The following is a 24,746-nucleotide window of genomic DNA, read 5'->3' on the forward strand; positions in this document are numbered from 1 at the left end:
AGAGCTGCACGACCTCGGCCGAGAGGGGCCTGCCTGCCGTGTCGGGGCAGGGACCCCCTTCTCAGCCGACGTCGGGCCGCTACCCACGGACGCCCGGCTCCCGGAGCCGCTCCGCACAGCACGTGATCCCCCCTCCAGTGCTTGTCCGGCGGTACCCTGCCCGCATGCGCCTGCGCCAGGTCGTCCTCGACACGGAGGACGCCCGCGCCCTCTCCGCCTTCTACCTCGCCCTGCTCGGCGGCGAGTACCGCCCCGGCGACGAGCCGCCCGCGGACGGCTCGGACGACGAGGCGGAGTGGGTCGCGATCGTCACCGCCGACGGCGCGAAGCTCACGTTCCAGCGAGTGGCCGCCCTGCCGCGCGCGACCTGGCCGGAGGGGCCCGTCCCGCAGCAGCTGCACCTCGACTTCATGGTCGCGGACGCCGACGAGCTCGACCGGCAGAAGACCCGGGCGCTCGCTCTCGGCGCCGAGCTGATCGAGGACAGGAGCGAGGACCCGGAGGAGGCGCTCCACGTCCTCGCCGATCCGGCCGGCCACCCGTTCTGCGTCTTCGTCGCGCCCGACTACCCGGCGGAGTAGGGGCGCGCGGCTTCAGCGAGTCGCACGCGTCGGATCACATGCCGGTGATCGTGACCGTCGTCGTCGCGGCGATCACCGCGGCTCCCGTGACGCTCGCGGCGGTTCCCGCGAGGACGGCGGCGGCCGCCGGCCCTGCCCAGTGCTGCGCCGCGAGCGACCGGATCGCCTGCCGGTCCGGGATGCCGGGCCTCGGCGAGAGCGCTCCGGCCGCGTCGAGCAGGCCGATGAGCGCCGCGTCCGACGGAAGGGGAGCCGTCCGAGCCGCGAGGACCTCGGCGACCCGGATCCGCAGCCGCTCGTCCTCCGCCGGCTCCACGGCGGCGACCCGCTCGAAGAGGGCGGCATGCAGCTCCCTCCGCGTGAGGCGGGCGATCCACCAGGAGACGCTGCGCGGTGCTCGCTCCGCTGCGATCCACCCGAGTGCCCCGTCGAGCACGGCGTCCCCGAGCGCGGACCGCTCCGGCCCGAGGGCGACGGCTCCGGCGTCCACCTCGACGCGCCGCTGGAGGGAGAGCTCCGCGAGGACGGAGGCGGCCAGGACGGTGTCGAGAGCGCCCGACGAAGCCGCGGGCCGCCCGTCGCTCCGCCGCAGCAGGAGGAGGAGAGCGACGGGGAGGGGCGGCTGCCCGGCTCCGGGGGGCGCAGCTGCCGGCGGGGTGGTGGGAGCGGGCTGTTCCGAGGAGTTCCGTGTCGAGTCGTCCATCCCTCGAGCCTCGCACCCGACCCGTCGAGACCGCATCCGCCGGGCGACGGGTCCTCCGTCGTCCGACCGATCGACCGGCCGGACACGCCCGAGAGCCCACGTCGCGCCCCGAAGCGGACCGCTCCTCCGCCACATCGGGCGTCAGACCACCCCCGCCGCCGTCCCCGACACGATCAGGTCGGCGCGGTCGCGAGTGGCCTCGATCAGCAGCGCGTTCCGCCCGTCGACCTCGGAGGCCCAGGCGGAGGCCGCCTCGGGGGCGCGGCCGAAGGAGACGTGGCGGTCGACCAGGCGCTCGAAGCGCTCGGTCTCGGGAGTCGCGCAGAACCAGGCCTCGTCGAACTCGGCACGCAGCAGCGCCCACGGGCCCTCGTCGACGAGGAGGTAGTTGCCCTCCAGCACGACGAGCGACGCGGAGGGGTGCACGGCCAGCGCGCCGGCCACTCCCTCGTCGACGGTGCGCTCGAAGGTGGGCGCGTAGACGACGTGGTCGGTCTCGGCGCGCAGCCTCCGCACCAGGGCGAGGAAGCCCCAGCCGTCGAACGTGTCGAGGGCGCCCTTGCGGTCGTGGCGGCCGAGCTCGTCGAGCGTGGCGTTGGCGAGGTGGAAGCCGTCCATCGGCACGAAGGCGGCGGTCCCCTCCCCCGCGAGCTCGTTCGCGCGGGCGACCACGGCCCGGGCGAGCGTGGTCTTGCCGGCCCCGGGGCTGCCGGCGATCGCGACGATCGCGCGGCGGCCCGGCGAGGTCAGCGCGAGCGCGCGCCCGGCCAGCTCGTCGAGACCGGGCCGCACCGCGTCGGGCGCGACCTCGGTCTCAGGCCTCGCCACGGCTGCTCTCCAGCGCGTTCACCAGGAAGCCGTGGGCGTGGCGGGCGAGCGCGGGGCCGTCGTTCCAGAGGTTCCGCCACACGGCCAGGTCGTTCGAGAGGGTCGGCGAGACGACGGCCGACGAGAACGACTCGAAGGTGATGGGTCCGCGGTAGTCGATCGCGGCGAGGGCGTGGAAGAACGTCGTGAAGTCGAGGTGGCCGCTGCCGAGGTAGCCGCGGTGGTTCTCGCCGATGTGGACATACCCGAGACGATCCCCGACCAGCAGCACCGGGCGGAAGAAGTCGTCCTCCTCGATGTTCATGTGGTACGTGTCCAGGTGGATCAGGACGTTGTCGGCGCCGATGTCGTCGGCGAGGCGCAGGGCGTCCGCGGCGGTGTTGATGACGTTGGTCTCGTAGCGGTTGCAGATCTCGAGGCCGAGGGTCATGCCCTTCGTCGAGGCCTCGGCGGCGAGGTCGGTCAGCACCGAGACGACGTTCGCGCGGCCCGCGGCCGAGAGGGGCGCGCTGTACTTGCCGAGCGCGCTGTAGAGGGCGCCGGTGAAGTGGGTGCCGCCGAGCGCGTGGGTGGTCTCGAGGGAGTCGGCGAGCAGCTTCGCGCCGCGGGCCACCACCTCCGGGTCGTCGCTGGAGACGTCGGCCGAGAAGGCGAGGCCGCGCGAGCAGACGATGCCGAGGTCGTTCGCCTCGAGGGCGGTGCGGGCGGAGGCGGTGTCGAGGTTCTGCACGTCGTGCAGCGAGAGCTCCAGCAGGTCGAATCCGGCCGCCTTGGTCTGCTCGATCGTCGCGGTCACTTCGTCGGGGGTGGTGCCGCCGGCGAAGACGAGGGCGTGCACTCCGAGAGGGTTCGTGGTCATGGTGGTGCTCCTTGGTTCGAGAGGTTCAGGGGCGGCGTCGGGCCGCGGGGTCGGTGTCGAGCAGGTCCGCGAGGAACGCGTGGCCGGAGGTCGCGAGGGCGACGGGGTCGTGCCAGAGCTCGCGCCAGAGGCCCATGCCCTCGGCCGAGGCCGGGGGCTGGACGGCGGGCGAGAAGCTCTCGAGGGTGAGCGGGCCGCGGTAGCCGGAGTCGGCGAGCGCCGCCGCGAGCCCGGTCCAGTCGGTGCTCCCGGTGCCCGGCTCTCCGCGGTGGTTCTCGGAGGCGTGGAGGTAGCCGAGCAGGTCGCCGGCGTCGCGGACGGCGCTCGCGAGGTCGACCTCCTCGAGGTGGGCGTGGAAGGTGTCGAGGTGCAGGAGCACGTTCGGCGCGTCGAGCTCGCGGAGGAACGCGGCGGTCTGGGCGGCCGTGTTCAGCAGGTTGCTCTCGTAGCGGTTCACGTACTCCGCTCCGACGACGACGTCGGCGGGAGCGGCGGCCGCGGCCACCCTCCGCAGCACGTCGAGCGAGCGCGAGCGGGCAGCCGCGTCGGCCGCGTGCTCGTACTTGCGCATGGCCGAGTAGGTGACTCCGCCGACGTACCGCGCGCCGATCGCCTCGGCGAACCGCACGGCCGCCAGGAGCCGCTCCTCGCCGCGGCCGGCCGTGGCCTGGTCCGTGATGTCGGAGTCGGCGTCCAGCGCGAGCGAGACGACCGCGTCGATCCCGTGCTCGTCGAGGAGGTCGGCGGTCCACGCGGAGGCGTCGGGGTCGTCGGGCGCCGGGATCTCGATCAGGTCGAAGCCGATCGAGGCGGCGGCGCCGATCGCGTGGCGCCCTGACTCCCGCGTCCAGTCGCCGACGAGCAGGCCCGCGTGGACCCCGATCGGCGACGAGCGCTCCGTGCTCCCGCGGTGCAGGAACTCGGGGTGCATCAGGCGGCCTTCGCGCCCGTGATCAGCGAGACGAGCTCGTCGCCGCTGGTCTCGGCGGTGCGGCGGCCGGCGACGGCGAGGCCCGCGCGCATCACCCACACCTGGTCGCTCAGGCGCATCACCTGGTCGAAGTTGTGGCTGATCAGCAGCACGGCCACTCCGGCGTCGCGCAGCTTGAGGATGATCTTCTCGACGCGCGCCGTCTCCTGGACGCCGAGCGCCGCGGTCGGCTCGTCCATGATCACGATCTTGCTGCCCCAGCCTGCAGCCCGGGCGATCGCGACCGCCTGGCGCTGGCCGCCCGAGAGGCGGCGGACCTTGCTGGTGACCGGCGGGACATTCACGGCGAGGTCGCCGAGAAGCTCCTGGGCCGTCTTCTTCATCTGCGTGCGGTCGAGGAACCGCACCCCGGGCACGCCCTTGGTGAGCTCGCGGCCGAGGAAGAAGTTCTGCCACACGGTCAGGTCCTCGACCAGGGCGAGGGTCTGGTGCACCGTCTCGATGCCGCCGTCCCGCGCGCCGAGCGGAGTGGTGAAGTGCACCACGTCGCCGTCGAGGGTGATGGTGCCGGAGTCGGCGGGGTGCACTCCGGAGAGGCAGCGGACGAGGGTGGACTTGCCCGCGCCGTTGTCGCCGATCAGGGCGGTGATCTCGCCGCGGCGCATCGACATCGACGCTCCCTTGAGAGCGTGGACGCCGCCGAAGGACTTCTTGATGTCCCGCGCTTCGAGCAGGATGTCGCTGGTCATGGCTGGGCTCACTTCTTCTGGTAGCGGGTGATGAGGGCGGCGAGCACGACCACCAGGCCGACGGCGAGGGGCTGGTAGAACTGCGAGACGCCGAGGAGGGTCAGGCCGTTGGTCAGCGCGGTCAGGAGGAACGCTCCGATGATCGGGCCGACGATCTTGGCCTTGCCGCCGGTGAGGCTCACTCCGCCGAGCACGACGGCCGCGATGGAGTTGAGCAGGTACTGCGTGTTGATGGCCGGCTCCGCGGCGCCGACGCGGGCGACGAGGAGGAGCGAGCCGACTCCGGCGAGGACGGCGGCGATGATGTACACCGCGATGCGCACGCGTCCGGCCTTGATGCCGTTGGCGACCGCGCTCTCCTCGTTGCCGCCGACCGCCTGCACGTGCAGGCCGAAGCGGGTGCGGAACATGACGACCCAGGCGACGACTCCGATGACCGCGGCCAGGATGATCGGGTAGCCGATGATCCCGATCGAGCCGGTGGTGAGGCGGAGCAGCTCGGGGCTGCCGACCGTGATCGGCTTGCCGTCGGAGACGATCAGCGCGAGACCGGTCGCCACCGAGAGCGTGCCCAGTGTCGCGATGAAGTCGGTGACCTTGCCCTTCGCGATCAGGAAGCCGTTGATCACTCCGATCAGCCCCGCGAAGAGCAGGGCCGCGAGCGCCGAGAGCCAGAAGCCCCAGCCGGCGCTCCAGCCGATGCCGAAGCCGACCGCTCCGACAGTCATCGTCGCCGAGATCGAGAGGTCGATGCCGCCGGTGGTGATGACGAAGGACTGGCCGATCGAGAGGATGACCAGGATCGCGGCGGCGACGAGCATCGCCTTGATGTTGCCGAGGCTGAGGAACGTCGGCGTCGCGATCGAGAACACGATCACCAGGGCGACGAGCCCGATCGGTGCGGCGTTCTCGGCCCAGAAGCTGAGCTGACGGAGGTTCGCCAGCAGCGGGGAGGCGCTGGCCGGGGGTCGGGCGGTGACTGAGGTCATGGTCGCTTCCTGGGTTGCCATGGGCGGGAGGTCCTACTTGCTGGGGACGAGCGCGGCGAGCGGGTTGTCGAACTCCTCGAACGGCTGGGGGAAGGCACCGAGGGCCTGCTCCGCGGTCTCGGAGGTCACGAGCGCGGTGGGCGACTCGATCTCGGCGGGGATCTCCTCGCCGGCGCCGACGGCCTCGCACGCCTGCACGCCGAGCCGGCCGATCGCGTAGGGGTACTGGGCGACGGTGGCGGTGAGGCCGCCGTCCTTCACCGACTGCAGCGCGTCCTCGTTGCCGTCGACGCTGACCACCTGGACGGAGCCGGTGAGGCCCGCGTTCTCGACGGCCTTGACGATGCCGAGGCCCATGTCGTCGTTCGCGGCGAAGAACGCTTTCACGTCGGGGTTCGCGGCGAGGATGTCGGTCGCCTTGGTCAGCGCGACCTCGCGCTTCCAGTCGGCCGCGGCCTCCTGGACGACGGTGAGGTCGGAGCCGATCGCGGCGGTGAAGCCGTCGACGCGGGCGGCGCTGGTGACGTCTCCCGAGACTCCGCCGATGACGGCGACCTCGGAGCCGGCGGGCAGCTGCTGCAGGAGGAAGTCGCCGGCCTTGCCGCCCGCGGCCTCGTTGTCGGTGCCGATGTAGGTGGTGACGTCGAGGTTCGCGGCCTCGACCGCGTCGGGGTCGAGCGGGCTGTCGATGTTGACGATCGTCTTGCCGGTGGCGGAGGCGAGGGCCTGCACCAGGTTCGTGCCGCTGATCGGGTTGACGATCAGGCAGCCGAAGTCCTGGCCGGCGACCGTGGTGAGCTTGTCGGCCTGCCCGGTGGTGTCGCCGATGTCGGCGGCGGCCTGCACCGAGACGTCCACGGAGTCGTCCTTCGCGGTGTCCTCGATGCCGTTCTCCATCGCCTGGAAGAAGGGGTTGTCGAGGCCCTTGATGACCGCGGCGACCTTGGTCGATCCGGAGCCGCCGGCGGCCGTGTCGCCACCCGAGGCGCAGCCGGTGAGGAGGAGTGCGAGGGCGCCGACCGGTGCGAGAACCGGGAGGAGGCGGCGTGCTGTGCGGTTCATCGTCATCCTTGAGGATCAGTGGCACCACTGCGTGCCGGTGTGTGAAAACTACCGGGGCTTTCGCGTTACCGCAATACGAAAGTCGGGGAACTTCAGGTTTCCCGTCGGCAGGCATGTACGCTGACCGTGACAAGAGGGGGAGCGATGACGGGGTACTCCACCGGCGAGGCCGGTTCGCACGTGGCCGACGTCCTCGCGCTGTTCCGCGAGCAGGGCGAGGTCTCGCGCAACGCGGTGATGGAGCAGACGGGGCTCTCCCGCTCCACCGTCAACCAGCGCCTCGCGACCCTCGTGGAGCTCGGCCTGATCGCCCCCACCACCGGAGGCGAGTCGACCGGCGGGCGCCCCTCGAGCATGTTCGCGATGAACCTGGTCGGCACGGTGTTCCTCACCGCCGACGTCGGGGCGAGCGGATTCGTCGCCGCCGCCTGCGACCTGCGCGGCACCCCCCTCCGACACGAGAGCGGCGTCGTCGACGTCTGGGAGGGACCGGACGCCGTGCTCTCGCTGGTGCTCGCCGCGTTCGAGCGGCTGCAGCAGGGCGACGCGGTCGCCGGCATCGGCGTCGGAGTCCCGGGGCCGGTCGAGTTCGCCGCCGGGCGCGTGCGCAATCCGCCGATCATGACCGGCTGGGACGACTTCGACATCGCCGGCTACTTCGCCCAGCCCTACGAGGGCGTGCAGGTCGTCATCGAGAACGACGCGAACGCCCGCGCCCTCGCCGAGTCGCGCCACCACGGCTCCGACAACCTGATCAGCCTGAAGCTCGGCACCGGCATCGGCTCGGGCCTCGTCTTCAACGGAGCGACGATCCGCGGAGCCGTCGGCGCGGCCGGCGACATCGGCCACACCCGCGCGGTCACGGGCACGGTCGACGCGGATCCGCTGCCCTGCCGCTGCGGCAACGCCGGCTGCGTGGAGGCATACGCGAGCGGCTGGGCCCTCGTCCGCGACCTCTCGGCCGACGACCCCTCGATCAAGCACGTCGCCGACGTCACGGCCCGCGTGCTCCGCGGCGACATGCGCGCCACCCAGGCGGTGCGCCAGGCCGGCCGCGTCCTCGGCGAGGCGGTCGCCGACCTCGTCAACATCCTCAACCCGCGGACCATCGTGATCTCGGGCCAGCTCGGCGACTGCGGCGAGGTGCTGATGTCGGGCCTGCGCGAGCGCGTCTACCTGCGCACCCACCCGCTCGCCACGCGGCACCTGACCATCCACACATCGGACCTGGGCGAGCTGGCCGGCGTGATCGGCCTCGCACTGACGACCGCCGACCAGGTCTTCAGCCGTGAGCGCTTCGACCGCGAGGCGAGCGCCGAGAGCCCCCGCGCGGCAGCCGCCGCGAGCTGAACGGGAGCGCCCTGCCGCGCCCGGCAGCGGCGGGACCGGCGTGAGCGACCCCCTCCGCCCCGCGCACTGTTACGCCCGGCGACGAAGGGTTACGCCGGGCGACGCGGGCCGGGACGGGCGGGCCCGCGGTGCTCCATCATCGTGTCCGGGACGACGCGGAGAGGCCGCGGCCGCCCGACCCGTCCGAAGGAACGCGATGATCCGGCTCGAGCAGCTCAGCAAGTCTTACGGTCCGGCGACCGTGCTCGACCGCCTCGACTTCTCGGTCGCGACCGGCGAGATCTTCGCCGTCGTCGGCCCGAGCGGTGCGGGCAAGAGCACGCTCGCCGCCTGCGTGAACCTCCTCGAGCGGCCCACCTCGGGCACGGTCGTCGTCAACGGGGAGGCGCTCTCGCAGCTCTCGGAGGAGCGGCTGCGCGTCGCCCGCCGCCGCATCGGCACCGTCTTCCAGTCCGACGGACTCTTCAGCCGCCGCACGGCCGAGCAGAACGTGGCCCTGCCGCTGGAGTACCTCGGCGTCACCGCCGCCGAGACGAAGCGGCGCGTCGCGGAGCTGCTCGAGCGCGTCGGCCTCTCGGACCGCGCGCGCTACTACCCGCACCAGCTCTCCGGCGGTCAGCGCCAGCGCGTCGGCATCGCCCGCGCTCTCGCCCTCCGCCCCTCGGTGCTGCTCTCGGACGAGGCCACCTCGGGCCTCGACCCCGCCTCGACCACCGCGATCACCACGCTCCTGAAGGAGCTGCGCGACGACCTGGGCCTCTCGATCCTCTTCATCACCCACGAGATGGAGACGGTGCGCCAGGTGGCCGACTCCGTCGCCCGCCTCGACCACGGCCGCATCGTGGAGTCGGGCCGTCTCGTCGACCTGCTGCGCGACCCCGCGTCCCCGCTCGGCCTCGCCCTCAACCCGGTGCGCCCCTCCGTCGCGCCCGGCCCGGGTCTGGGCGAATGGGTGGTGGGCTACTCCCGCTCCGGAGTGCCGACCGACTGGGTCACCCGGCTCGCGGAGGCGGTCGGCCCGGTCGCGCTGCTCGGCGCGGCGATCGAGACGGTGGACGGGCAGGCGGTCGGCCACGCGACGATCGGGCTCGGCCCGGTCGACGAGGCGCGGCTCACCCGTGCGGCGGCCGAGCTCGGCCTGTCGGTCCGGCCCGCCGGCGTGCGCGTCCTCGCCGAGGAGGTGGCGGCGTGATCCTCCACCTCGACAACAAGGTCCCGCTCGAGCAGATCCCCGCGCTGGTGCTGCCGGCGCTCGGCGAGACGCTGATCATGGTCGGCATCGTCATGGCGATCGTGGTGCTGGTCGGCGTGCCGCTGGGCGCTCTCGTGCACAACCTCGCTCCGGGCGGGCTGGCCGAGAACCGGGCCGCCCACCAGGTGCTCAGCGCCGTCATCAGCGTCGGCCGCTCGCTGCCGTTCCTCATCCTGATGGCGTCGATCATGCCGTTCACGCGCCTGATCACCGGCACCAACATCGGGATCGCGGCCGCCGTCGTGCCGATGTCGATCGCGGGGATCGCCTTCTTCACCCGGATCGTCGAGAACGCGCTGCGCAGCGTGCCGCTCTCGCTCACCCGCGTCGCCCGCGCCTCCGGAGCGTCGCGGCTGCAGGTGGTGCGGACCGCCCAGCTGAGCGAGGCGGTGCCGCAGATCATCGGCGGCCTGACGATCAACACGATCGCGATGATCGAGTACTCGGCGATCGCCGGCACGATCGGCGCCGGCGGCATCGGCTACGTCGCGGTGACCTACGGCTACCAGCGCTTCGACACCACCGTCATGCTCGCCACCATCGTGATCCTGGTCGCCACCGTCGCGACCGTGCAGCTCACCGGCGACGCCCTCGTCCGCGCGACCACGCCCGGCGCCTCCCGCTCGCGGCGAGCGCCGCGGGTCGCGGCCGCCGTCTAGAACCACCACTCCTCCTCCTGCGCCCTCGGGCGCCCCTCCCGCGCGCCCGCGCACCCCCTCTTCGAAAGGCACCGCCATGTCCACTCCCGACGACCTCGGATTCGATCTCAAGAAGAAGCGCCACTGGCCCTGGATCGCCGGAGCGGCCGTCGTCGTGGTCGGCGTCGCCTCCGCGATCGCCGTCCCGCTCCTCTCCCCCGCCGTCTCGGCCAACGAGCAGGAGGGAGCGACGCTCTACGTCGCGACCGCCGAGGGCAACGCCTCCGAGCAGGCCCTGGTCGACTTCGTCGCGAAGGAGGTGGCGCCGCGCTACGGCATCACCGTCGCCTTCAAGGGGCTCTCGGACAGCAACACCATCAACCGCGCGGTGAGCGAGGGCGAGGTCGCGGCCACGGTCTACCAGCACAAGCTCTGGCTGGGACAGGTGCTCGAGGCCAACCCCGACTTCGAGGAGGAGGCGGCCACCCCCGTCTTCCGCTGGGGCTTCGGGCTCTGGAGCGACAAGTACTCCGACGTCTCCCAGATCCCTGACGGCGGCACGGTCTCGCTCTACTCCGACCCCGCCAACGAGGCGCAGGGCCTCTGGCTGCTGCAGAACGCCGGCCTGATCACGCTGAAGCCGGGCACGGAGCCGGGCACCGCGACCCAGGACGACATCGCCGAGAACCCGAAGAACCTGCAGTTCACCCTGCTCGACTTCGCCGCCCAGTCGCGCGCGCTGCCGGACCTCGACGCGGCCGTCGGCTACACCGAGTACTACCTCGCCGCCGGCATCCCGATCGAGCAGCAGATCTTCGCCCCGCAGGCCCCCGACGACTTCGCCGGGCAGCTCACCATCGGCTCGAAGTACCGCGACACCGAGAACGTGAAGAAGCTCGTCCAGGCCTTCCAGGACCCGGCCGTGCAGGAGTTCCTCGCCACGGACGAGACGGTGAAGGGGATCCTGCTGCCGATCGACGGCTGAACAGGGCCGGAGCGACGGGGTCGCCTGAGGAGTCGCGCGCGGCTTCTCGGGCGACTCGGCGTCTGCGGACGTAGCGTGGGCTCATGAACACGTTCACTCTCCACAACGGTGTCGAGATCCCCGCCCTCGGACTCGGCGTCTTCCAGACTCCGCCCGACGAGACCCGCGCCGCCGTCGCCGCCGCGCTCGACGCGGGGTACCGGCACATCGACACGGCGGCGGCCTACGGCAACGAGCGCGAGGTGGGCGAGGCGATCGCCGGCCGCGACGACGTCTTCCTCGAGACGAAGGTGTGGATCAGCGACTACGGCTACGACGAGACGCTGCACGCCTTCGACAAGAGCGCGGGCAAGCTCGGCGTCGAGCGGATCGACCTGCTGATCCTGCACCAGGCCCTGCCCGAGGCCTTCGACCGCACCCTCGACGCCTACCGGGCGCTCGAGCGGCTGCTCGCCGACGGGAGGGTGCGGGCGATCGGCGTGAGCAACTTCATGGTCGAGCACCTCACCCGCCTGCTCGCCGAGACCGACGTCGTCCCCGCGGTGAACCAGCTCGAGGTTCACCCGTACTTCCAGCAGCGGCGGGTCGAGCGCTTCGGCTGCGAGAACGACATCCTCACCCAGGCCTGGTCGCCGATCGGCGGCATCACCGCCTACCGCGACTCCCCGCGCCGCAGCTTCGACGACCCGGTGCTCCTCGAGCTCGGCGCCAAGTACGGGAAGACGGCCGCGCAGGTGATGCTGCGCTGGCACCTGCAGGAGGGCCGCCAGGTCATCCCGAAGTCGACCCGCCCCGAGCGCATCGCCGAGAACATCGACGTGTTCGACTTCGCGCTCTCCGGCTCGGAGCTCGCCCGGATCGACGCCCTCGAGGCCGGCGTGCGCGGCGGACCGGAGCCCGAGGCCGTGACGCTGGAGGCGTACGGCCGCGACATCCCCGAGGCGTGAGGAAGGCGCCCGCGACGGGAACACCGGAGCCGTCGCGGGCGTTGCCCTCACCATGAGCGTTCCCCTCTCCATCCTCGACCTCGCCCCCATCGCCCCCGGTGAGACCGCTCGCGACAGCTTCGCCGCCTCCGTCGCCCTGGCCCAGGAGGCCGAGCGGAACGGCTACCGCCGCGTCTGGTACGCCGAGCACCACAACATGGCGAGCATCGCCTCCAGCGCGACCTCGGTGCTCATCGCGCACGTCGCCTCGCAGACCTCCACGATCCGCCTCGGCTCCGGCGGCGTCATGCTGCCGAACCACTCCCCGCTCACCATCGCCGAGCAGTTCGGCACCCTCGAGACGCTGCACCCGGGACGGATCGACCTCGGACTCGGCCGCGCCCCCGGCAGCGACCAGGCGACCTTCCGCGCGCTCCGCCGCGACCCCGACTCCTCCGAGCGCTTCCCGCAGGACGTGCTGGAGCTGCAGGCGTTCCTCGCCGGCGAGTCCCGCATCCCCGGAGTGAGCGCGACGCCCGGTGCCGGCACCCGCGTCCCCCTCTACATCCTCGGCTCCTCGCTCTTCGGCGCGCAGCTCGCGGCCGCGCTGGGCCTGCCGTACGCGTTCGCCTCGCACTTCGCTCCGGACGCGCTGCACCAGGCCGTCGCGGAGTACCGCCGCGGCTTCCGCCCCTCCGAGCAGCTCGACGCGCCCTACGTGATCGCCGGGATGAACGCCATCGCCTCCGACACCGAGGAGGACGCGCAGGAGCAGTTCGCGCAGATGAAGCGCGCCCGCCTGATGATGCTGCTGCGCCAGAGCGGGCAGATCCCCGTCGGCCAGACCTTCGACGACGAGGAGCTCGACGCCCTGCTCAGCGCGCCGATCGGCGCCCACGTCGCGAGCATGACCACCTACACCGGTGTCGGCACCGGCGACCAGGTGGCCGACTACACCGCCGACTTCGCCCGCTCCGCCGACGCCGACGAGGTCATCGTCGCCCACGCGTCGCTGCAGACGGAGGCGCGCCTGCGCTCGGTCGCGCTCCTCGCGCAGTCGAACGCGCGCGTCGCCGTCTGACGGGCGGCCCAGTCCGTCGACGCCGCCGCACGGGCCCCGTGCGCGACCGGGGCCGCGCATCGGCGGGCGTGCGGCGCGCATCGGCGGACTCCTGTGAAAGTGAGCCTCTAACGGGGGCCACCTCACAGGGAGTAACCCCGGGAGGAGCGCGTCCGCGGTGCCAGGCTGAGGCCTGTGTCGACGATGACAGGCAAGCGGCGTGAGCCCGGGGACGGCCCTGCGCGGTCGGCGGCCCTGCTGCTGCGGGTCTGCGCGGGCGACCGGACCGCCTTCCGGCAGCTCTACTCGCTCACCGCGGGCCGGGTCGTCTCCGTCGCGGACGCCGTGCTCGACGACCGCGCCGCCGCCGAGGAGGTCGCGCAGGAGGTCTACCTCGAGCTCTGGCGCACCGCGCGCTCGCTCGACCCGGGCCGTCCCGTGCTCGCCTTCCTGGCCCAGGTCGCGCACCGCCGTGCCGTGGACCGCGCCCGGGCGGACCGGTCGGCGCGGCGCCGGGAGCTGCAGTACACGGTCCTCGACCGGCCGCGCGATCACGAGTGGGAGCGCTCGGACGTCCGGTTGGCCCTGGCGCCCGCGGCCGGCGCGATCCGGCAGCTCGCCGCCATCCACCACGACGTCCTCTACCTCGCCTACGTCCGCGGGTACAGCCACTCCGAGATCGCGGAGGAGCTGTCGATCCCGCTCGGCACCGTCAAGACCCGGCTGCGCGACACCCTCATCCGCCTGCACACCCACCTGCAGTCCGCCGGGCCGACGGACCCGGACGGCGGACCGGGACGGCGCATCCGGCACTGACCGGTGGCGCGGACGCCTCTGCGCCACCGGGGTCGCACGCTTCAGGACCGTGTCCGGCCCGCTCAGCCCGCCTGCGTCGCGCCCGAGACCGCGAGCCCGACGATCACCGTCAGCACCGTCGTCCACAGCGCGATCGCGACGCCCTGCCAGAGCAGGATCCGCCCGCGGCCGACTCCGGCGCCCGCCAGCATCACCGCGGTGAAGTGGGTCGGGAGCAGCAGCGGCCCCAGCAGGCTCACGCCCGGGACGCCGTAACGGGTGAAGGCCCGCTGGAACTTCTCGCGCCGCGGAGTCGTCCGCTTCGCCTCCGAGCGGCCCGTGATCGCCGAGCGGACGCCGGTGCCCAGCAGCACGAGCAGCGCCACGCAGACGAAGTTGCCGATCGCCCCCGCAAGCCCGGCGACGACCGGGTGGATGCCGCCGATGATCCCGATGCTCGCCGCTCCCTCGCCCTCGATGAAGGGGACGGCCCCGGCCGCGGCGACGACGAGGGGCTGCACGAGCTCGGGAACGCGGCCGATCAGGTCCTGGAATCCGAGGATCGCGTCGCTGATGATCGTCATGGTCGTGCCTTCCGGTACGTGGCCCCGGCTCTCGGGACTCCTCCATCCGACCGTGTCCGCGCCCGCTTCGGCAGTGCCGCCGGGTCACCGCGTCCCGGGAGGATCGACGGCCCGAGGGGTGACAAGTGTCATGGTCGTAGCCTGGGCCGCATGGTGAACTCGACCGAGGCGGATCCGCCCGTGCGCGCGGGCCGCGGCGTCGCCGTGACCTGGTGGTACACGCTCGCGTCGGCCGCCTCCTTCGTGGTGATCGTCCTGGCCGTCTGGTCCGTGGCGGTGCTGAGCGCCGAGGCCGAGGAGTGGCGGAAGGGCGCCTACTTCCTGGGTGCGGCCGCCTGGGTCGCGGTGTTCTCGTCGACCGCGCTCGCGTACCGGCGCGCCGACCGCGAGGGCCCGGTGCGCCTCCGGGCCGCGCCGACCCTGGTCTTCTGCCTCGGAGTGGCGGCCGCGGCACTCACCGGCACGGCCGCCGGGAGCCTCGCGCTCGGGCTCTCGCTCGCCGCGACCCTGGTCGCCGTGCTGCCCTGGCAGAGCGGGGTGCGGCTCCGGGTGATGGTGCTCTGCACGATCGTCCTCGCGGTCGCGGCGGTGCTCGAGCAGACGCGAGCGGCGCCGGACGCGTCGGCCGCGCTCTCGACCCTCCTGCTGTTCGCGACGCTGCTGCCCCTGACGGTCGTCAGCGCGCTGTGGTGGTGGGACATCGTCCGCGAGCTCGACCGGGCGCGCGCCGCCGAGGGCCGGCTCGCCGCCGCGCAGGAGCGCCTGCTGCTCGCCGGCGACGTGCACGACCTCCAGGGCCACCACCTCCAGGTGATCGCGCTGCAGCTCGAGCTCGCCGAGCGCCTCCTCGGCAGCGACCCGGAGGCCGCTCTCGAGCAGCTGCGCGCCGCCCAGCGCTCGGTCGACGGCGCCCGCACCGGCACCCGCGAGCTGGCGACGCGCTTCCGCAGCGTCCCGCTCGTCGACGAGCTGGCCAACGCCGCCGACCTGCTCCGCTCGGCCGGGCTCCGCGTCGAGCTCGAGGTCGACCCGGCGGCGGCTCACGCGCCGGCCGAGACGCTCGGGCCGGTGGTCCGCGAGACGACGACGAACATCCTCAAGCACGGCGGCGGCTCCAGCGCGCGGCTGCGGCTCGCGCGGGAGCAGGACGAGTGGCGGTTCGAGGCGGTGAACGACCTGGCACCGGACGCGGAGGAGGCGGACGGGACCGGCTCGGGCGTCCTCGGCATGGCGGAGCGGGTCGAGCGGGCAGGGGGGACGCTGCGCGCCGGGGCGGTCCGCCGCTCCTTCGAGCTGGACGCGCGCCTGCCGGTGGGGAGCGACTCGTGATCCGGGTGCTGATCGCCGACGACGAGGACATGATCCGCACGGCTCTGGCCGCGCTCCTCCGCCTCGAGGAGGACCTCGAGATCGTGGGCGAGTGCCGCGACGGCGAGCAGGCGGTCGCGGAGGCGCTGCGCCTGCAGCCCGACGTGTGCCTGTTCGACGTCGAGATGCCCGGGCTCGACGGGATCGAGGCGGCGGAGCGGCTGCGCCGGGTCTCCGCGACGCGGGTCGTGGTCGTCACCCGGCACGCGCGGCCGGGGGTCCTGCGGCGAGCGCTCGGAGCGGGCGTCAGCGGCTTCCTGCCGAAGTCGCGCCGGGTCGAGGACGTCGCCGAGGTGATCCGCCAGGTCGCGAGCGGACGCCGCTACGTCGATCCGGAGATCGCCGCCGACGCCCTGGCGAGCACGCGCAGCCCGCTGACCGACCGCGAGCTCGACGTGCTCAGCGCCGGCTCCCGCGGCGAGACGATCGGCGAGATCGGCGCGGCGCTGCACCTCTCCTCCGGCACCGTGCGCAACCACGTCTCGTCGATCCTCCGCAAGCTCGACGTCGACACCCGCCAGCGCGCGGTGATCGAGGCCCGCGAGCGCGGCTGGATCTGAGCGCACGGCGCCGCAACGGCAGCCACTACGCAGGCGTCGTCGCACTCGCGCTCGAGTGCGACGACTTCCGCGTTCTCGCGAGCGGTGCCCGTCAGGCCGTCGGCGTCCAGATCCGCATCGTCGACGGCCCGCGGTTCGCCCAGCGGTGGTACGGCCGGAACTCCGCCTCGAAGCGGCGCCCCTCCTCCACCGGCACGGAGCCGTAGGGCCAGCCGGGAGCCGCCTCCCGCGCCACGAGGGACACGCGCGCTCCCTCCGCCGTCACGACCGGCGGCACCGAGGCGTCGACCGCGATGTGCTCGGTGTCCAGGCCCTCGGGCAGGTCGAGCGACTCGATCGCCAGCACGAACGGCCCGCGCTCGAGGGCGACCTGGCCGCGCACCGCGTCGATCCGGGTGTGCGGGGCGACGAAGCGGGCCGTCATCGGCAGCGAGAGCCGCACGGTGTCGCCGGCGGAGAACGCCCGGCGGACGGTGACGGTCGGCGTCGAGACCGGCTCGCCGTCGAGAAGCGCCGAGCCCCGCGCGAACGGCGGGACCCGCAGCGTCAGCGCGAACTCCGCGTCCTCGAGGATCCGCACGACGATCTCGCCGTCTGCCGGGTACTCCGTCTCGACGCGCAGCGCGACGCCTCCGGTGCGCACCTCGTACGCGCCGTACTGGTGGAGCTGCACCCCGTCGTCGGTGGCGGTCGCGAAGCCGAGCTCGACGCTCGCGAGGGTGCGGGCGGTGTTGGTCGGGCAGCACGAGACCCAGAACCAGGGCGCGCGGAGGCTGGACTGCGCGCGGTCGGTCTCGCGCGACTCGTCCGGAGCCACTCCGTCGACGCGCTGCTGCAGCGTGTTCGTGTAGAAGAAGGCGCGGCCGTCCTCGCGGGTCGCGGGGAGCACCGCGTTCAGCAGCGTCCGCTCCATCAGGTCCGCGTAGCGGGGCTCGTTCGAGCCGAGCAGCAGCCGCCAGCTGAGCATCGTGGAGCCGATCGCCGCGCAGGTCTCCGCGTAGGCGCGGTCCGGCGGCAGCTCGTAGTCGGCGCCGAACGCCTCGTCCTGGTGGTGCGAGCCCATCCCGCCCGTGACGTAGGTGCGTCGCTCGACGGTCGCCTCCCACTGGCGGCGGACCGCCTCCTCCAGCTCGGCGTCGCCGGTCTCGACCGCGACATCGAGAGCCCCGGAGGCGAGGTAGAGGGCCCGCACCGCGTGGCCGCGCAGCACCTCCGCGTCGCGCACGGGCACGTCGTCCTGGAAGTACTCGGCGCCGAACGCGATCGGCTTCAGCGTCCCCGTCCCGCGCCGCTCCACGAAGAGGCGGGCCAGCTCGAGGTAGCGCTCCTCCCCCGTCGCCCGCGCCAGCTCGGCGAGCGCCGGCTCGATCTCGGGGTGGCCGCACACGGCGACCCTCCCCTCGGGCCCGAACTCGCGGTGCACGTGGTCGGCGAGGCGCCGGGCGACCTGCGGCAGGAGGTCGTCGTGCCCGGTGCGGAGCCGCGCCACGGCGGCCTGGATCAGGTGCCCGAAGCTGTACAGCTCGTGGCCCCACTCCAGGTCGGAGTAGCGCGCGCGCTGGCCGGGCCGGCCGAAGCTCGTGTGCAGGTACCCGTCCGGGTCCTGGGCGGAGGCGACCCGCGCGACGAGGTCGTCGTACCGCTCCTGCAGCCCGGCGTCGTCGCTCCGGCCGAGCTCCCACGCCATGGCCTCGAGGAGCTTGTAGACCTCGGAGTCCACGAACTCGATGCCCGCGTGCGCGTCGCCGCTCTCGGCGGACGAGATCGAGCCGTCGGCAGCGCGGTCGAAGTTGCCGGCCCAGCCGACGCGCTCGATCCACGAGCGGCAGTGCTCGATGACGGCGGAGGAGTTGAGGTCCTGGTAGTGCTTCCAGAAGCCGCCGGTGAGGCGGATCTCGTCCTGGCGGAGCGGCCGGAGCGCGCTCCGCGAGGGGGCGACCGGGCCGCCGAGGGCGGTGGCGGTGGGGGCGGTGAGGGTCACGGTGTCTCCTTGGAGGGACGGGTCAGTCCTTGACGGCGCCGGCGGTGACTCCCGCCGAGACGTACCGCTGGGCGACGACGAGGAGGACGGCGGCCGGGAGCGAGGCGACCACGGCGGTCGCCATGATCGAGTTCCACTCCTGGTTGTTGTTGCCGATGTACTTGTAGATGCCGAGGGTGATCGGCTGGAGCTTCCCGCCGCTGTCGAGCGTCGAGGCGAAGATGAAGTCCGACCAGGCCCAGAGGAACGCGAACAGCGAGACGGTGACGACGGAGTTGCGGCTGATCGGCATGATCACCGAGGTGAAGGTGCGCCAGGCGCTCGCTCCGTCCATCCGGGCCGCCTGGGTGAGCTCGTCGGGGATCCCCGACATGAAGGCCGTGAAGATCAGCACGCCGAACGGCACCGCGATGGTGGAGTCGGCCACGATCAGGCCCGGGATCGAGTTGAGCAGTCCCAGGTTGAGGTAGATGGCGTAGAAGCCCATCGCCATGATGATCGCCGGGATCATCTGCGCGATCAGCAGCACGAACGAGAGGGCCTGCCCGCCGCGGGGCCGCAGCTTCGCCAGCGAGTAGGCGGCGGGAGCGGCGATCGCCACGGTCAGCAGCACCGTGCCGAGGCCGACGACGAGGCTGGTGCCCAGGTAGGGCAGCTGCTCGCTCAGCACCGCCTGGTAGCCGGTGAACGTGGGAGAGAACGGGAACCAGTCCGGCGGATCCTTCCGCATCGAGCCGGTCGGAGTGAGGGAGACGTTGATCATCCAGTAGACGGGGAACAGCATGACCGCCGTGAGGGCGATCCCGACCACCGTCAGGTACCAGGGGCGGCGCGCGGTCACGAGTCGGCCTGCTTCCGCTGGACGCGGATGTACACGAGACCGAAGACGAGGGCCAGGATGATCAGCAGGTTGCCGACGGCCGCGGCCGGTCCGAAGTCGGGCAGCATCGAGCCGAAGCCGAGCTGGTAGGTCCAGGTGGCGAGCGTGGTCGAGGAGTCGGCGGGGCCGCCCTTCGTCATGATCCAGATGATGTCGAACACCTTCAGCGTGTAGACGAGGCCGAGCAGGATCGTGATCGCCGACACCGGCCGCAGCAGCGGCAGCGTGATCCGCCAGAACTGCTGGGCGCCGGTCGCGCCGTCGAGCGAGGCCGCCTCGTAGAGGTCCTGCGAGATGTTCTGCAGGCCGGAGTAGAGGATCACCAGGTTGAACGGGATGCCGATCCAGATGTTCGCGATCAGGACCGCGATCAGCGAGGTGGTCGGCGAGGTGAGCCAGTTGATCTGGCCGATCCCGAACGACTCCAGGAACGCGTTCACGATGCCGGAGTCGCTGTTGAGCATCCACGACCAGGTCGAGGCCGAGACGATCAGCGGCAGGAGCCACGGCACCAGGAACAGTGCCCGGAGCGTGCTCGCGAGCGGGAAGCGGCGGTAGAAGAACACGGCGAGCGCCAGCCCCAGCGTGAACTGGAAGAGGAGCGAGACGCCAGTGAAGACCGCCGTGTGCAGCAGCGCCGGGCCGAAGGTCGCGTCCTGGAACACCTGGACGTAGTTGTCGAACCAGACGAAGGGCGCGTTCCCCTGCACGAACGAGCGGACCGTGTAGTCCTTCAGGCTCAGCTCGAGGTTGCGGTAGAGCGGGAACGCGTAGAAGACGAGCAGGTAGGCGACGAGCGGGGCGAGGAACGCCCACGCGACCAGGCGGCCGCCTTCGGGGCGCCGGCGGCGCCGACGGCTCTCGGCGGCCGGGGCGGGCGGGGCCGGCGGCTCGGTGCCGCGCCGCAGGAGGCGGGCGGTCTCGGTGGCAGTGGTCATGGTCTCTCCCGTCCCTCCGGCCGGTGCGCGGAGCACCGGCCGGGGGGACCTCGTTCGGGGAGCGGGAGCCCCCGGTCGTCCTACTTCGTGGCGGATTCGGCGGCCGACTGGGCGGCCTTCAGGGCGTCCTCGGGAGACTGCGAGCCGCTGAGCACGGTCTGCACCGCGCCCCACAGCTGCTCCGAGATCTTCGGGTACTTCGTGCCGAGGTCGTCCGAGGTGCGGCCCTTCGCGGCCTGCACGGCGGTGACCCACGGCTCGAGGTCGGCGTTGCCGGCGACCTGCTCCTGCTGCGCCTCGGCCGTCGGCGCGATGTACGAGAGCGTGTTGTCGGTCGTGACCAGGCTGCTCGTCGAGGTCAGGCACTCGGCGATCTTCTTCGAGGTCTCGTAGCGCGCCGTGTCCGACTGCACCGGGAGGGTGAGGAACTCGCCTCCGGTCGGTGCGGGGGCCGCTCCGCCGTCCTTCGACGGGATGGTCAGGACGCCGTAGTCGATGCCCGAGGCCTTCGCGTTGGCCAGCTGCCAGGTGCCGTTCTCGCCGAACGCGTACTCGCCGGTCTCGAACTCCTGCCAGCTCGTGGTCTGCGTGTTGCCGATCACGGAGTTGGGCGCGTAGCCCTTCTCGAGCCAGTCGCTCCAGAGCGAGACGGCGTCGACCGCGGCGGGCGAGTCGAGGTCGGTCAGCTCGGCGCCGGAGCCCCAGAACCACGGCAGGAACTGGAAGGTCCCCTCCTCCGTGCCGATGCCGGAGAACGTGATGCCCTTGCCGCCGGAGGCGGTGACCTTCTCGAGCGCGTCGGTCAGCCCGGCCCAGTCGGTGATGGAGGCGGCGTCCACGCCGGCCTTCTCGAGCACGGCCTTGTTGTAGTACAGCGCGAGCGTGTTGGCGCCGATCGGCACGCCGAAGGTGTCGCTGCCGGTCTGGCCGGCCGCGAGGATGTTCGCGTCGATCCCCTCGGTGGAGAGCCCGGACTCGGCGGTCGTGGTCAGGATGCCCGACTCCGCGAGCGTCGAGACGACGGGGTTGTCGACGAGCAGGAGGTCGGGCGAGTTGCCCTGCTGACCGGCGAGCAGCGCCTTGTTGGTCAGGTCGGTGGTGTCGTAGCCGGTGCGCTCGACGGTGACGCCGGCCTCGGTCCCGCAGGAGTCGATGAGCTTCGCCCAGTCGGACGACTCGTCGAACTGGGGGTACGGGTCCCAGAACGTGTAGCTGCCTCCCGCGGCGGAGCCGGAGTCTCCCCCGGAGCCGCTCGCGCAGCCGGTCAGTGCGGCGGCGGCCGTTCCCAGCAGGACGGCGGCGGCGAGGCCCCGAGCGTGCTTCCTCGTCTTCACGGATGATCCCTTCGTCGTTGACGGATTCCTCGGCAGTCGTCCCGATCGTCTGCGCCGGGCCGAAACTACTTTCTGTCGGGTAAACCTAGGCAGGGGCGGTCAGCGCGTCAAGAGATGCGACCTTTTCGGTCTTTTCGGTTTTTCACCGGAGTCGTGCGAGGATCGACGCGGCGGCCCGCCGGGCCCGGAACGGAGGCGCGGTGCCACCACGCAAGCCCACCGGCACCATCACGCTCACCGACGTGGCGGCCGCCGCCGGCGTCTCGATCGCCACCGCCTCCAAGGCGCTCAACGGCCGCGACCAGGTGCGCGCCGAGACCCGCCAGCGCGTGCTGGACGCCGCCGAGGCCCTCTCCTTCACCCCGAACCCGTTCGCGCAGGCCCTCAACTCCCGGCGCACGGGCACCATCGGGATGCTCACCAACGATCTCGACAACCGCTTCGTGCTCCCCGTGCTGCTCGGCGCCGAGGACGCGTTCGGCGCCGGATCGACGTCGGTGCTCCTCTGCGACGCCCGCGGCGACTCGATCCGCGAGCAGCACCACATCAAGAACCTGCTCGCCAAGCGCGTCGACGGGATCGTGGTGCTCGGCCGGACGACGAACCCGCGCCCCTCGATCACCCGCACCATCCCGGTGCCGGTCGTCTACGCCTACGCGCCCTCGGAGGATCCGCGCGACTCCTCCTTCACGCCCGACAACGTGCAGGCCGGCGTCCTCGCCGCCCGCCACCTGATCGAGCGCGGACGGACCAGGATCGCCCTCGTCAACGGCGAGCCGAGCTACACCGCCGCGCACGACCGCGCCCGGGGCGTCGAGCAGGCGCTGACGGAGGCGGGGCTGCCGCTGGTCGGCGGCGGCGTCCTCTTCGGGCAGTGGTCCGAGAGCTGGGGCCGCCAGTGCGCCGAGACGCTGCTGCGCGCGCATCCGGACCTCGACGCGATCATCTGCGCGAGCGACCAGATCGCCCGCGGCACCCTCGACCACCTGCGCGAGACCGGCCGGCGGGTGCCGCAGGACGTGGCCGTCGTCGGCTTCGACAACTGGGACCTCCTCGTCGAGGCCGCCCGCCCGCCGCTCTCGAGCATCGACATGATGCTCGACACGCTCGGCCGCGCCGCCGCGGAGGAGCTCTCGAACGCGATCCACGGACGTCCGACCGCGGGGGTGCAGGCCATGCCCGTCCGCCTCGTGCCGCGGGAGTCCTCCGGCTGACGCCCCCGCCCTCCGCGAGAACGCGGATGTCGTCGCACTCGAGCTCCGGAACGACGACTCCTGCGTTCTCGCGACCTGCCGATCGGGGCTCGCGGAATCGGATGTTGACGCCGCGCTCTCGGATGTGTACTTTCCAGTTATACGAATAACCGAGACCACGAGGAGGTGGGTCATGGCCGGACGGACGGCGACGATGAGGCAGGTCGCGGAGCGTGCCGGTGTCTCCCAGGCCACCGTGTCCCTCGTGCTCAACAACGCTCCCGGCAACCGCGTCACCGAGGCCACCCGAGCCCGCGTGATGGAGGCGGTCGAGGATCTCGGCTACCGCACCAACGCCTTCGCGAAGTCGCTCCGCAGCGGGCAGTCGGGCATGATCGGCTTCGTCTCGGACGAGGTCGCCAGCTCCCCCTTCGCCGGCCGCCTGCTGAAGGGCGCGCAGATGCGGGCCTGGGAGAGCGGCCACATCATCCTCAGCGTCGACACTTTCGGCGAGCGCGCCCTCGAGGAGTCGGCGATCGACATGATGCTGTCGTACCGCGTGCTCGGCGTCATCTACGCCTCGATGTACCACCGCGTCGTCGAGGTGCCGGAGGCGCTGGGCGACGTGCCCACCGTGGTCGTGAACGCGCAGTCCGCCGGCGGGCGCTTCTCGAGCGTCTTCCCGGACGAGGAGGAGGGCGGGTACACCGCCACCCGCCAGCTGACCGGCGCCGGCCACCGCCGCATCGCCTACATCGACATCCAGCCCGCCGACAGCGACCTCCCCGCGGGTGTCGGACGGCGGGCGGGCTACCGCCGCGCCCTCGAGGAGGCGGGCCTCACCGTGGACCCCCGCCTCGTCCGGCACGGCTCCGGCGGCACCGTCGAGGACGGCCTCGCCCTCACCGCGGAGCTCCTCGACGAGGCCGATCCCCCCACCGCGATCTTCTGCGGCAACGACCGCACCGCCTGGGGCGCCTACCGGGCTCTCGAGGCGCGCGGCCTCCGCGTGCCCGAGGACTGCTCCATCGTCGGCTTCGACGACCAGGAGACCCTCGCCTCCTACCTCGACCCCGGCCTCACGACCGTCGCGCTCCCCCACGAGCGCATGGCCCGCGACGCCGTCTCCCTCCTCCTCGCGGAACCGCGCGAGGAGCCCCGACCCCATCCCATCCATTGCTCACCGGTCCTCCGCGGATCGGTGACGAGTGCAGAGGTGCGCGCATGACGACGATGAAGTCCGCCCCCGGGATCCCCCGGCCACGGCGCCTCCTGAGCCCGAGGCAGCGCCTCGGCTCCGCTGCGAGACGCGCCCTGCGCTCCTGGCAGTTATACGTACTACTGACCCCGGCGCTCGTCTTCGTGGCGCTGTTCAAGTACTGGCCGATGTACGGCGCCCAGATCGCCTTCCGCGACTACAACCCGTCGCTCGGCTTCTCGGGCAGCCCGTGGGTGGGCCTGGACAACTTCACCCGCTTCGTCTCGTCGTTCCAGTTCGGGCGCCTGATCGAGAACACCCTGACGGTGAACGCCCTGGGGCTGCTCATCGCCTTCCCGGTGCCGATCGTGCTCGCGCTGATCGTCAACCAGCTGCAGAGCGAGCGGTTCAAGAAGTTCACGCAGACGGTGCTCTACTCGCCGTCCTTCATCTCGGTCGTCGTGGTCGTGGGCATGATCCACCTGCTCTTCTCGCCGCGGTCCGGGATCGTGAACAGCGCGATCGTCGCCCTCGGGGGAGAGCCGGTGTTCTTCATGGGCTCGCCGGACTGGTTCCGGCCCCTCTACATCGGCTCCGACATCTGGCAGAACGCCGGATTCTCGATGATCGTCTACCTCGCCGCCCTCACCGCGATCGACCCGGCTCTGCACGAGGCCGCCCGCGTCGACGGAGCGAGCAAGTGGCAGCGGATCCGCCACATCGACATCCCGGGCATCCTGCCGGTGATCACGATCCTGTTCATCCTGGCGATCGGCAATCTCTTCAACCTCGGATTCGAGAAGGTCCTGCTCATGCAGACCGACCTCAACCTCCCGACCTCCGAGGTGATCCAGACCTACGTCTACAAGGCGGGGCTGCAGCAGGCGCAGTTCAGCTACTCGGCCGCCATCGGCCTCTTCAACTCCCTGATCAACCTCGTCCTGCTGGCGACCTTCAACCAGGTCGCCCGCCGTGCGGGCCAATCGAGCCTCTGGTGACGAC

Annotated in this window: 25 protein-coding genes; 13 read left to right on the forward strand and 12 right to left on the reverse strand. The window is 72.2% G+C overall.

The features are described 5' to 3' along the window. The first annotated feature begins 164 nt into the window (after positions 1-164). A complete protein-coding gene (locus tag C5C49_RS06235; RefSeq protein WP_104239613.1) occupies positions 165-581 on the forward strand; it encodes a VOC family protein in 417 nt (138 codons plus the stop codon). Between the two features lie 34 nt (positions 582-615). Here C5C49_RS06235 and C5C49_RS06240 read toward each other — a convergent pair whose 3' ends face one another. The 7 genes from C5C49_RS06240 to C5C49_RS06270 all read right to left on the reverse strand — a co-directional run bounded on the left by C5C49_RS06240 (position 616) and on the right by C5C49_RS06270 (position 6,702). Then, a complete protein-coding gene (locus C5C49_RS06240) occupies positions 616-1,284 on the reverse strand; it encodes a GPP34 family phosphoprotein (RefSeq protein WP_181135719.1) in 669 nt (222 codons plus the stop codon). A 141-nt stretch (positions 1,285-1,425) separates the two neighbouring features. Beyond that, the gene (locus C5C49_RS06245) at positions 1,426-2,112 is read right to left on the reverse strand and encodes a nucleoside/nucleotide kinase family protein (RefSeq protein WP_208543338.1); all 687 of its coding nucleotides are present in this window, start codon (positions 2,110-2,112) and stop codon (positions 1,426-1,428) included. Continuing rightward, the gene (locus C5C49_RS06250; RefSeq protein ID WP_104339428.1) at positions 2,099-2,971 is read right to left on the reverse strand and encodes a sugar phosphate isomerase/epimerase; all 873 of its coding nucleotides are present in this window, start codon (positions 2,969-2,971) and stop codon (positions 2,099-2,101) included. The genes C5C49_RS06245 and C5C49_RS06250 overlap by 14 nt, the downstream gene beginning before the upstream one ends. Before the next feature lie 25 nt (positions 2,972-2,996). Continuing rightward, positions 2,997-3,902: a sugar phosphate isomerase/epimerase gene (locus tag C5C49_RS06255; RefSeq protein ID WP_104345715.1), complete on the reverse strand. Its 906-nt coding sequence runs from the start codon at positions 3,900-3,902 to the stop codon at positions 2,997-2,999. After that, positions 3,902-4,651 (reverse strand): ATP-binding cassette domain-containing protein, encoded by a 750-nt coding sequence (locus C5C49_RS06260; protein ID WP_104222715.1) that lies wholly within the window; start codon positions 4,649-4,651, stop codon positions 3,902-3,904. The genes C5C49_RS06255 and C5C49_RS06260 overlap by 1 nt, the downstream gene beginning before the upstream one ends. Before the next feature lie 8 nt (positions 4,652-4,659). Then, on the reverse strand, positions 4,660-5,640 hold the full coding sequence (locus tag C5C49_RS06265; RefSeq protein ID WP_104222714.1) for an ABC transporter permease: 981 nt from the start codon (positions 5,638-5,640) through the stop codon (positions 4,660-4,662). A 33-nt stretch (positions 5,641-5,673) separates the two neighbouring features. Next, complete coding sequence (locus tag C5C49_RS06270) at positions 5,674-6,702, reverse strand: substrate-binding domain-containing protein (RefSeq protein ID WP_104345716.1); 1,029 nt, start codon at positions 6,700-6,702, stop codon at positions 5,674-5,676. Between the two features lie 144 nt (positions 6,703-6,846). On the opposite strand from C5C49_RS06270, the gene C5C49_RS06275 reads away from it, so the two are divergent. The 7 genes from C5C49_RS06275 (at position 6,847) to C5C49_RS06305 (ending at position 13,729) form a co-directional block, all read left to right on the forward strand. Continuing rightward, the gene (locus tag C5C49_RS06275; RefSeq protein WP_104345717.1) at positions 6,847-8,052 is read left to right on the forward strand and encodes an ROK family transcriptional regulator; all 1,206 of its coding nucleotides are present in this window, start codon (positions 6,847-6,849) and stop codon (positions 8,050-8,052) included. Between the two features lie 196 nt (positions 8,053-8,248). After that, positions 8,249-9,244, forward strand: coding sequence for a methionine ABC transporter ATP-binding protein (locus C5C49_RS06280; protein ID WP_104256583.1), 996 nt, complete (start codon positions 8,249-8,251; stop codon positions 9,242-9,244). Continuing rightward, positions 9,241-9,963 carry a methionine ABC transporter permease gene (locus tag C5C49_RS06285; protein WP_104222708.1) on the forward strand — a complete coding sequence of 241 codons (723 nt, stop codon included), beginning with the start codon at positions 9,241-9,243 and terminating at the stop codon, positions 9,961-9,963. The genes C5C49_RS06280 and C5C49_RS06285 overlap by 4 nt, the downstream gene beginning before the upstream one ends. 76 nt (positions 9,964-10,039) lie before the next feature. After that, positions 10,040-10,927 (forward strand): MetQ/NlpA family ABC transporter substrate-binding protein, encoded by an 888-nt coding sequence (locus C5C49_RS06290; RefSeq protein ID WP_104345718.1) that lies wholly within the window; start codon positions 10,040-10,042, stop codon positions 10,925-10,927. An 83-nt stretch (positions 10,928-11,010) separates the two neighbouring features. Continuing rightward, complete coding sequence (locus tag C5C49_RS06295; RefSeq protein WP_104222706.1) at positions 11,011-11,874, forward strand: aldo/keto reductase; 864 nt, start codon at positions 11,011-11,013, stop codon at positions 11,872-11,874. A gap of 52 nt (positions 11,875-11,926) precedes the next feature. Beyond that, positions 11,927-12,934, forward strand: a complete 1,008-nt coding sequence (locus tag C5C49_RS06300) for an LLM class flavin-dependent oxidoreductase (RefSeq protein WP_104297326.1) — start codon at positions 11,927-11,929, stop codon at positions 12,932-12,934. Between the two features lie 183 nt (positions 12,935-13,117). Next, positions 13,118-13,729: a sigma-70 family RNA polymerase sigma factor gene (locus C5C49_RS06305; protein ID WP_258068402.1), complete on the forward strand. Its 612-nt coding sequence runs from the start codon at positions 13,118-13,120 to the stop codon at positions 13,727-13,729. A 62-nt stretch (positions 13,730-13,791) separates the two neighbouring features. Here the strand turns inward: C5C49_RS06305 and C5C49_RS06310 are convergent, their stop codons facing one another. Next, positions 13,792-14,292, reverse strand: a complete 501-nt coding sequence (locus C5C49_RS06310; protein ID WP_104225805.1) for a small multidrug efflux protein — start codon at positions 14,290-14,292, stop codon at positions 13,792-13,794. A 150-nt stretch (positions 14,293-14,442) separates the two neighbouring features. Here C5C49_RS06310 and C5C49_RS06315 point away from each other — a divergent pair, with 150 nt between their 5' ends. Both C5C49_RS06315 and C5C49_RS06320 read left to right on the forward strand, forming a co-directional pair. After that, on the forward strand, positions 14,443-15,621 hold the full coding sequence (locus tag C5C49_RS06315; RefSeq protein ID WP_104345720.1) for a sensor histidine kinase: 1,179 nt from the start codon (positions 14,443-14,445) through the stop codon (positions 15,619-15,621). Next, the gene (locus tag C5C49_RS06320; RefSeq protein WP_104222701.1) at positions 15,618-16,220 is read left to right on the forward strand and encodes a response regulator transcription factor; all 603 of its coding nucleotides are present in this window, start codon (positions 15,618-15,620) and stop codon (positions 16,218-16,220) included. Before C5C49_RS06315 ends, C5C49_RS06320 begins: the two co-directional genes overlap by 4 nt. A 91-nt stretch (positions 16,221-16,311) precedes the next feature. Here the strand turns inward: C5C49_RS06320 and C5C49_RS06325 are convergent, their stop codons facing one another. The 4 genes from C5C49_RS06325 to C5C49_RS06340 all read right to left on the reverse strand — a co-directional run bounded on the left by C5C49_RS06325 (position 16,312) and on the right by C5C49_RS06340 (position 21,353). Further along, complete coding sequence (locus tag C5C49_RS06325) at positions 16,312-18,201, reverse strand: glycoside hydrolase family 127 protein (protein WP_104345721.1); 1,890 nt, start codon at positions 18,199-18,201, stop codon at positions 16,312-16,314. A gap of 22 nt (positions 18,202-18,223) precedes the next feature. Then, positions 18,224-19,042, reverse strand: a complete 819-nt coding sequence (locus C5C49_RS06330) for a carbohydrate ABC transporter permease (protein WP_104222699.1) — start codon at positions 19,040-19,042, stop codon at positions 18,224-18,226. Further along, positions 19,039-20,019: a carbohydrate ABC transporter permease gene (locus C5C49_RS06335; protein WP_104247032.1), complete on the reverse strand. Its 981-nt coding sequence runs from the start codon at positions 20,017-20,019 to the stop codon at positions 19,039-19,041. The genes C5C49_RS06330 and C5C49_RS06335 overlap by 4 nt, the downstream gene beginning before the upstream one ends. A gap of 80 nt (positions 20,020-20,099) precedes the next feature. Further along, a complete protein-coding gene (locus C5C49_RS06340; RefSeq protein WP_104260884.1) occupies positions 20,100-21,353 on the reverse strand; it encodes an extracellular solute-binding protein in 1,254 nt (417 codons plus the stop codon). Between the two features lie 200 nt (positions 21,354-21,553). Here C5C49_RS06340 and C5C49_RS06345 point away from each other — a divergent pair, with 200 nt between their 5' ends. The 3 genes from C5C49_RS06345 to C5C49_RS06355 all read left to right on the forward strand — a co-directional run bounded on the left by C5C49_RS06345 (position 21,554) and on the right by C5C49_RS06355 (position 24,742). Beyond that, positions 21,554-22,567: a LacI family DNA-binding transcriptional regulator gene (locus C5C49_RS06345; protein WP_104225800.1), complete on the forward strand. Its 1,014-nt coding sequence runs from the start codon at positions 21,554-21,556 to the stop codon at positions 22,565-22,567. Positions 22,568-22,739: 172 nt separating this feature from the next. Next, positions 22,740-23,774: a LacI family DNA-binding transcriptional regulator gene (locus tag C5C49_RS06350; RefSeq protein ID WP_104282809.1), complete on the forward strand. Its 1,035-nt coding sequence runs from the start codon at positions 22,740-22,742 to the stop codon at positions 23,772-23,774. After that, positions 23,771-24,742: a sugar ABC transporter permease gene (locus C5C49_RS06355; protein WP_244229528.1), complete on the forward strand. Its 972-nt coding sequence runs from the start codon at positions 23,771-23,773 to the stop codon at positions 24,740-24,742. Before C5C49_RS06350 ends, C5C49_RS06355 begins: the two co-directional genes overlap by 4 nt. Positions 24,743-24,746 lie beyond the last annotated feature (4 nt).

Origin of the sequence: Rathayibacter sp. AY1E2 (genome assembly GCF_002932325.1) — a bacterium.
GTDB lineage: Bacteria > Actinomycetota > Actinomycetes > Actinomycetales > Microbacteriaceae > Rathayibacter.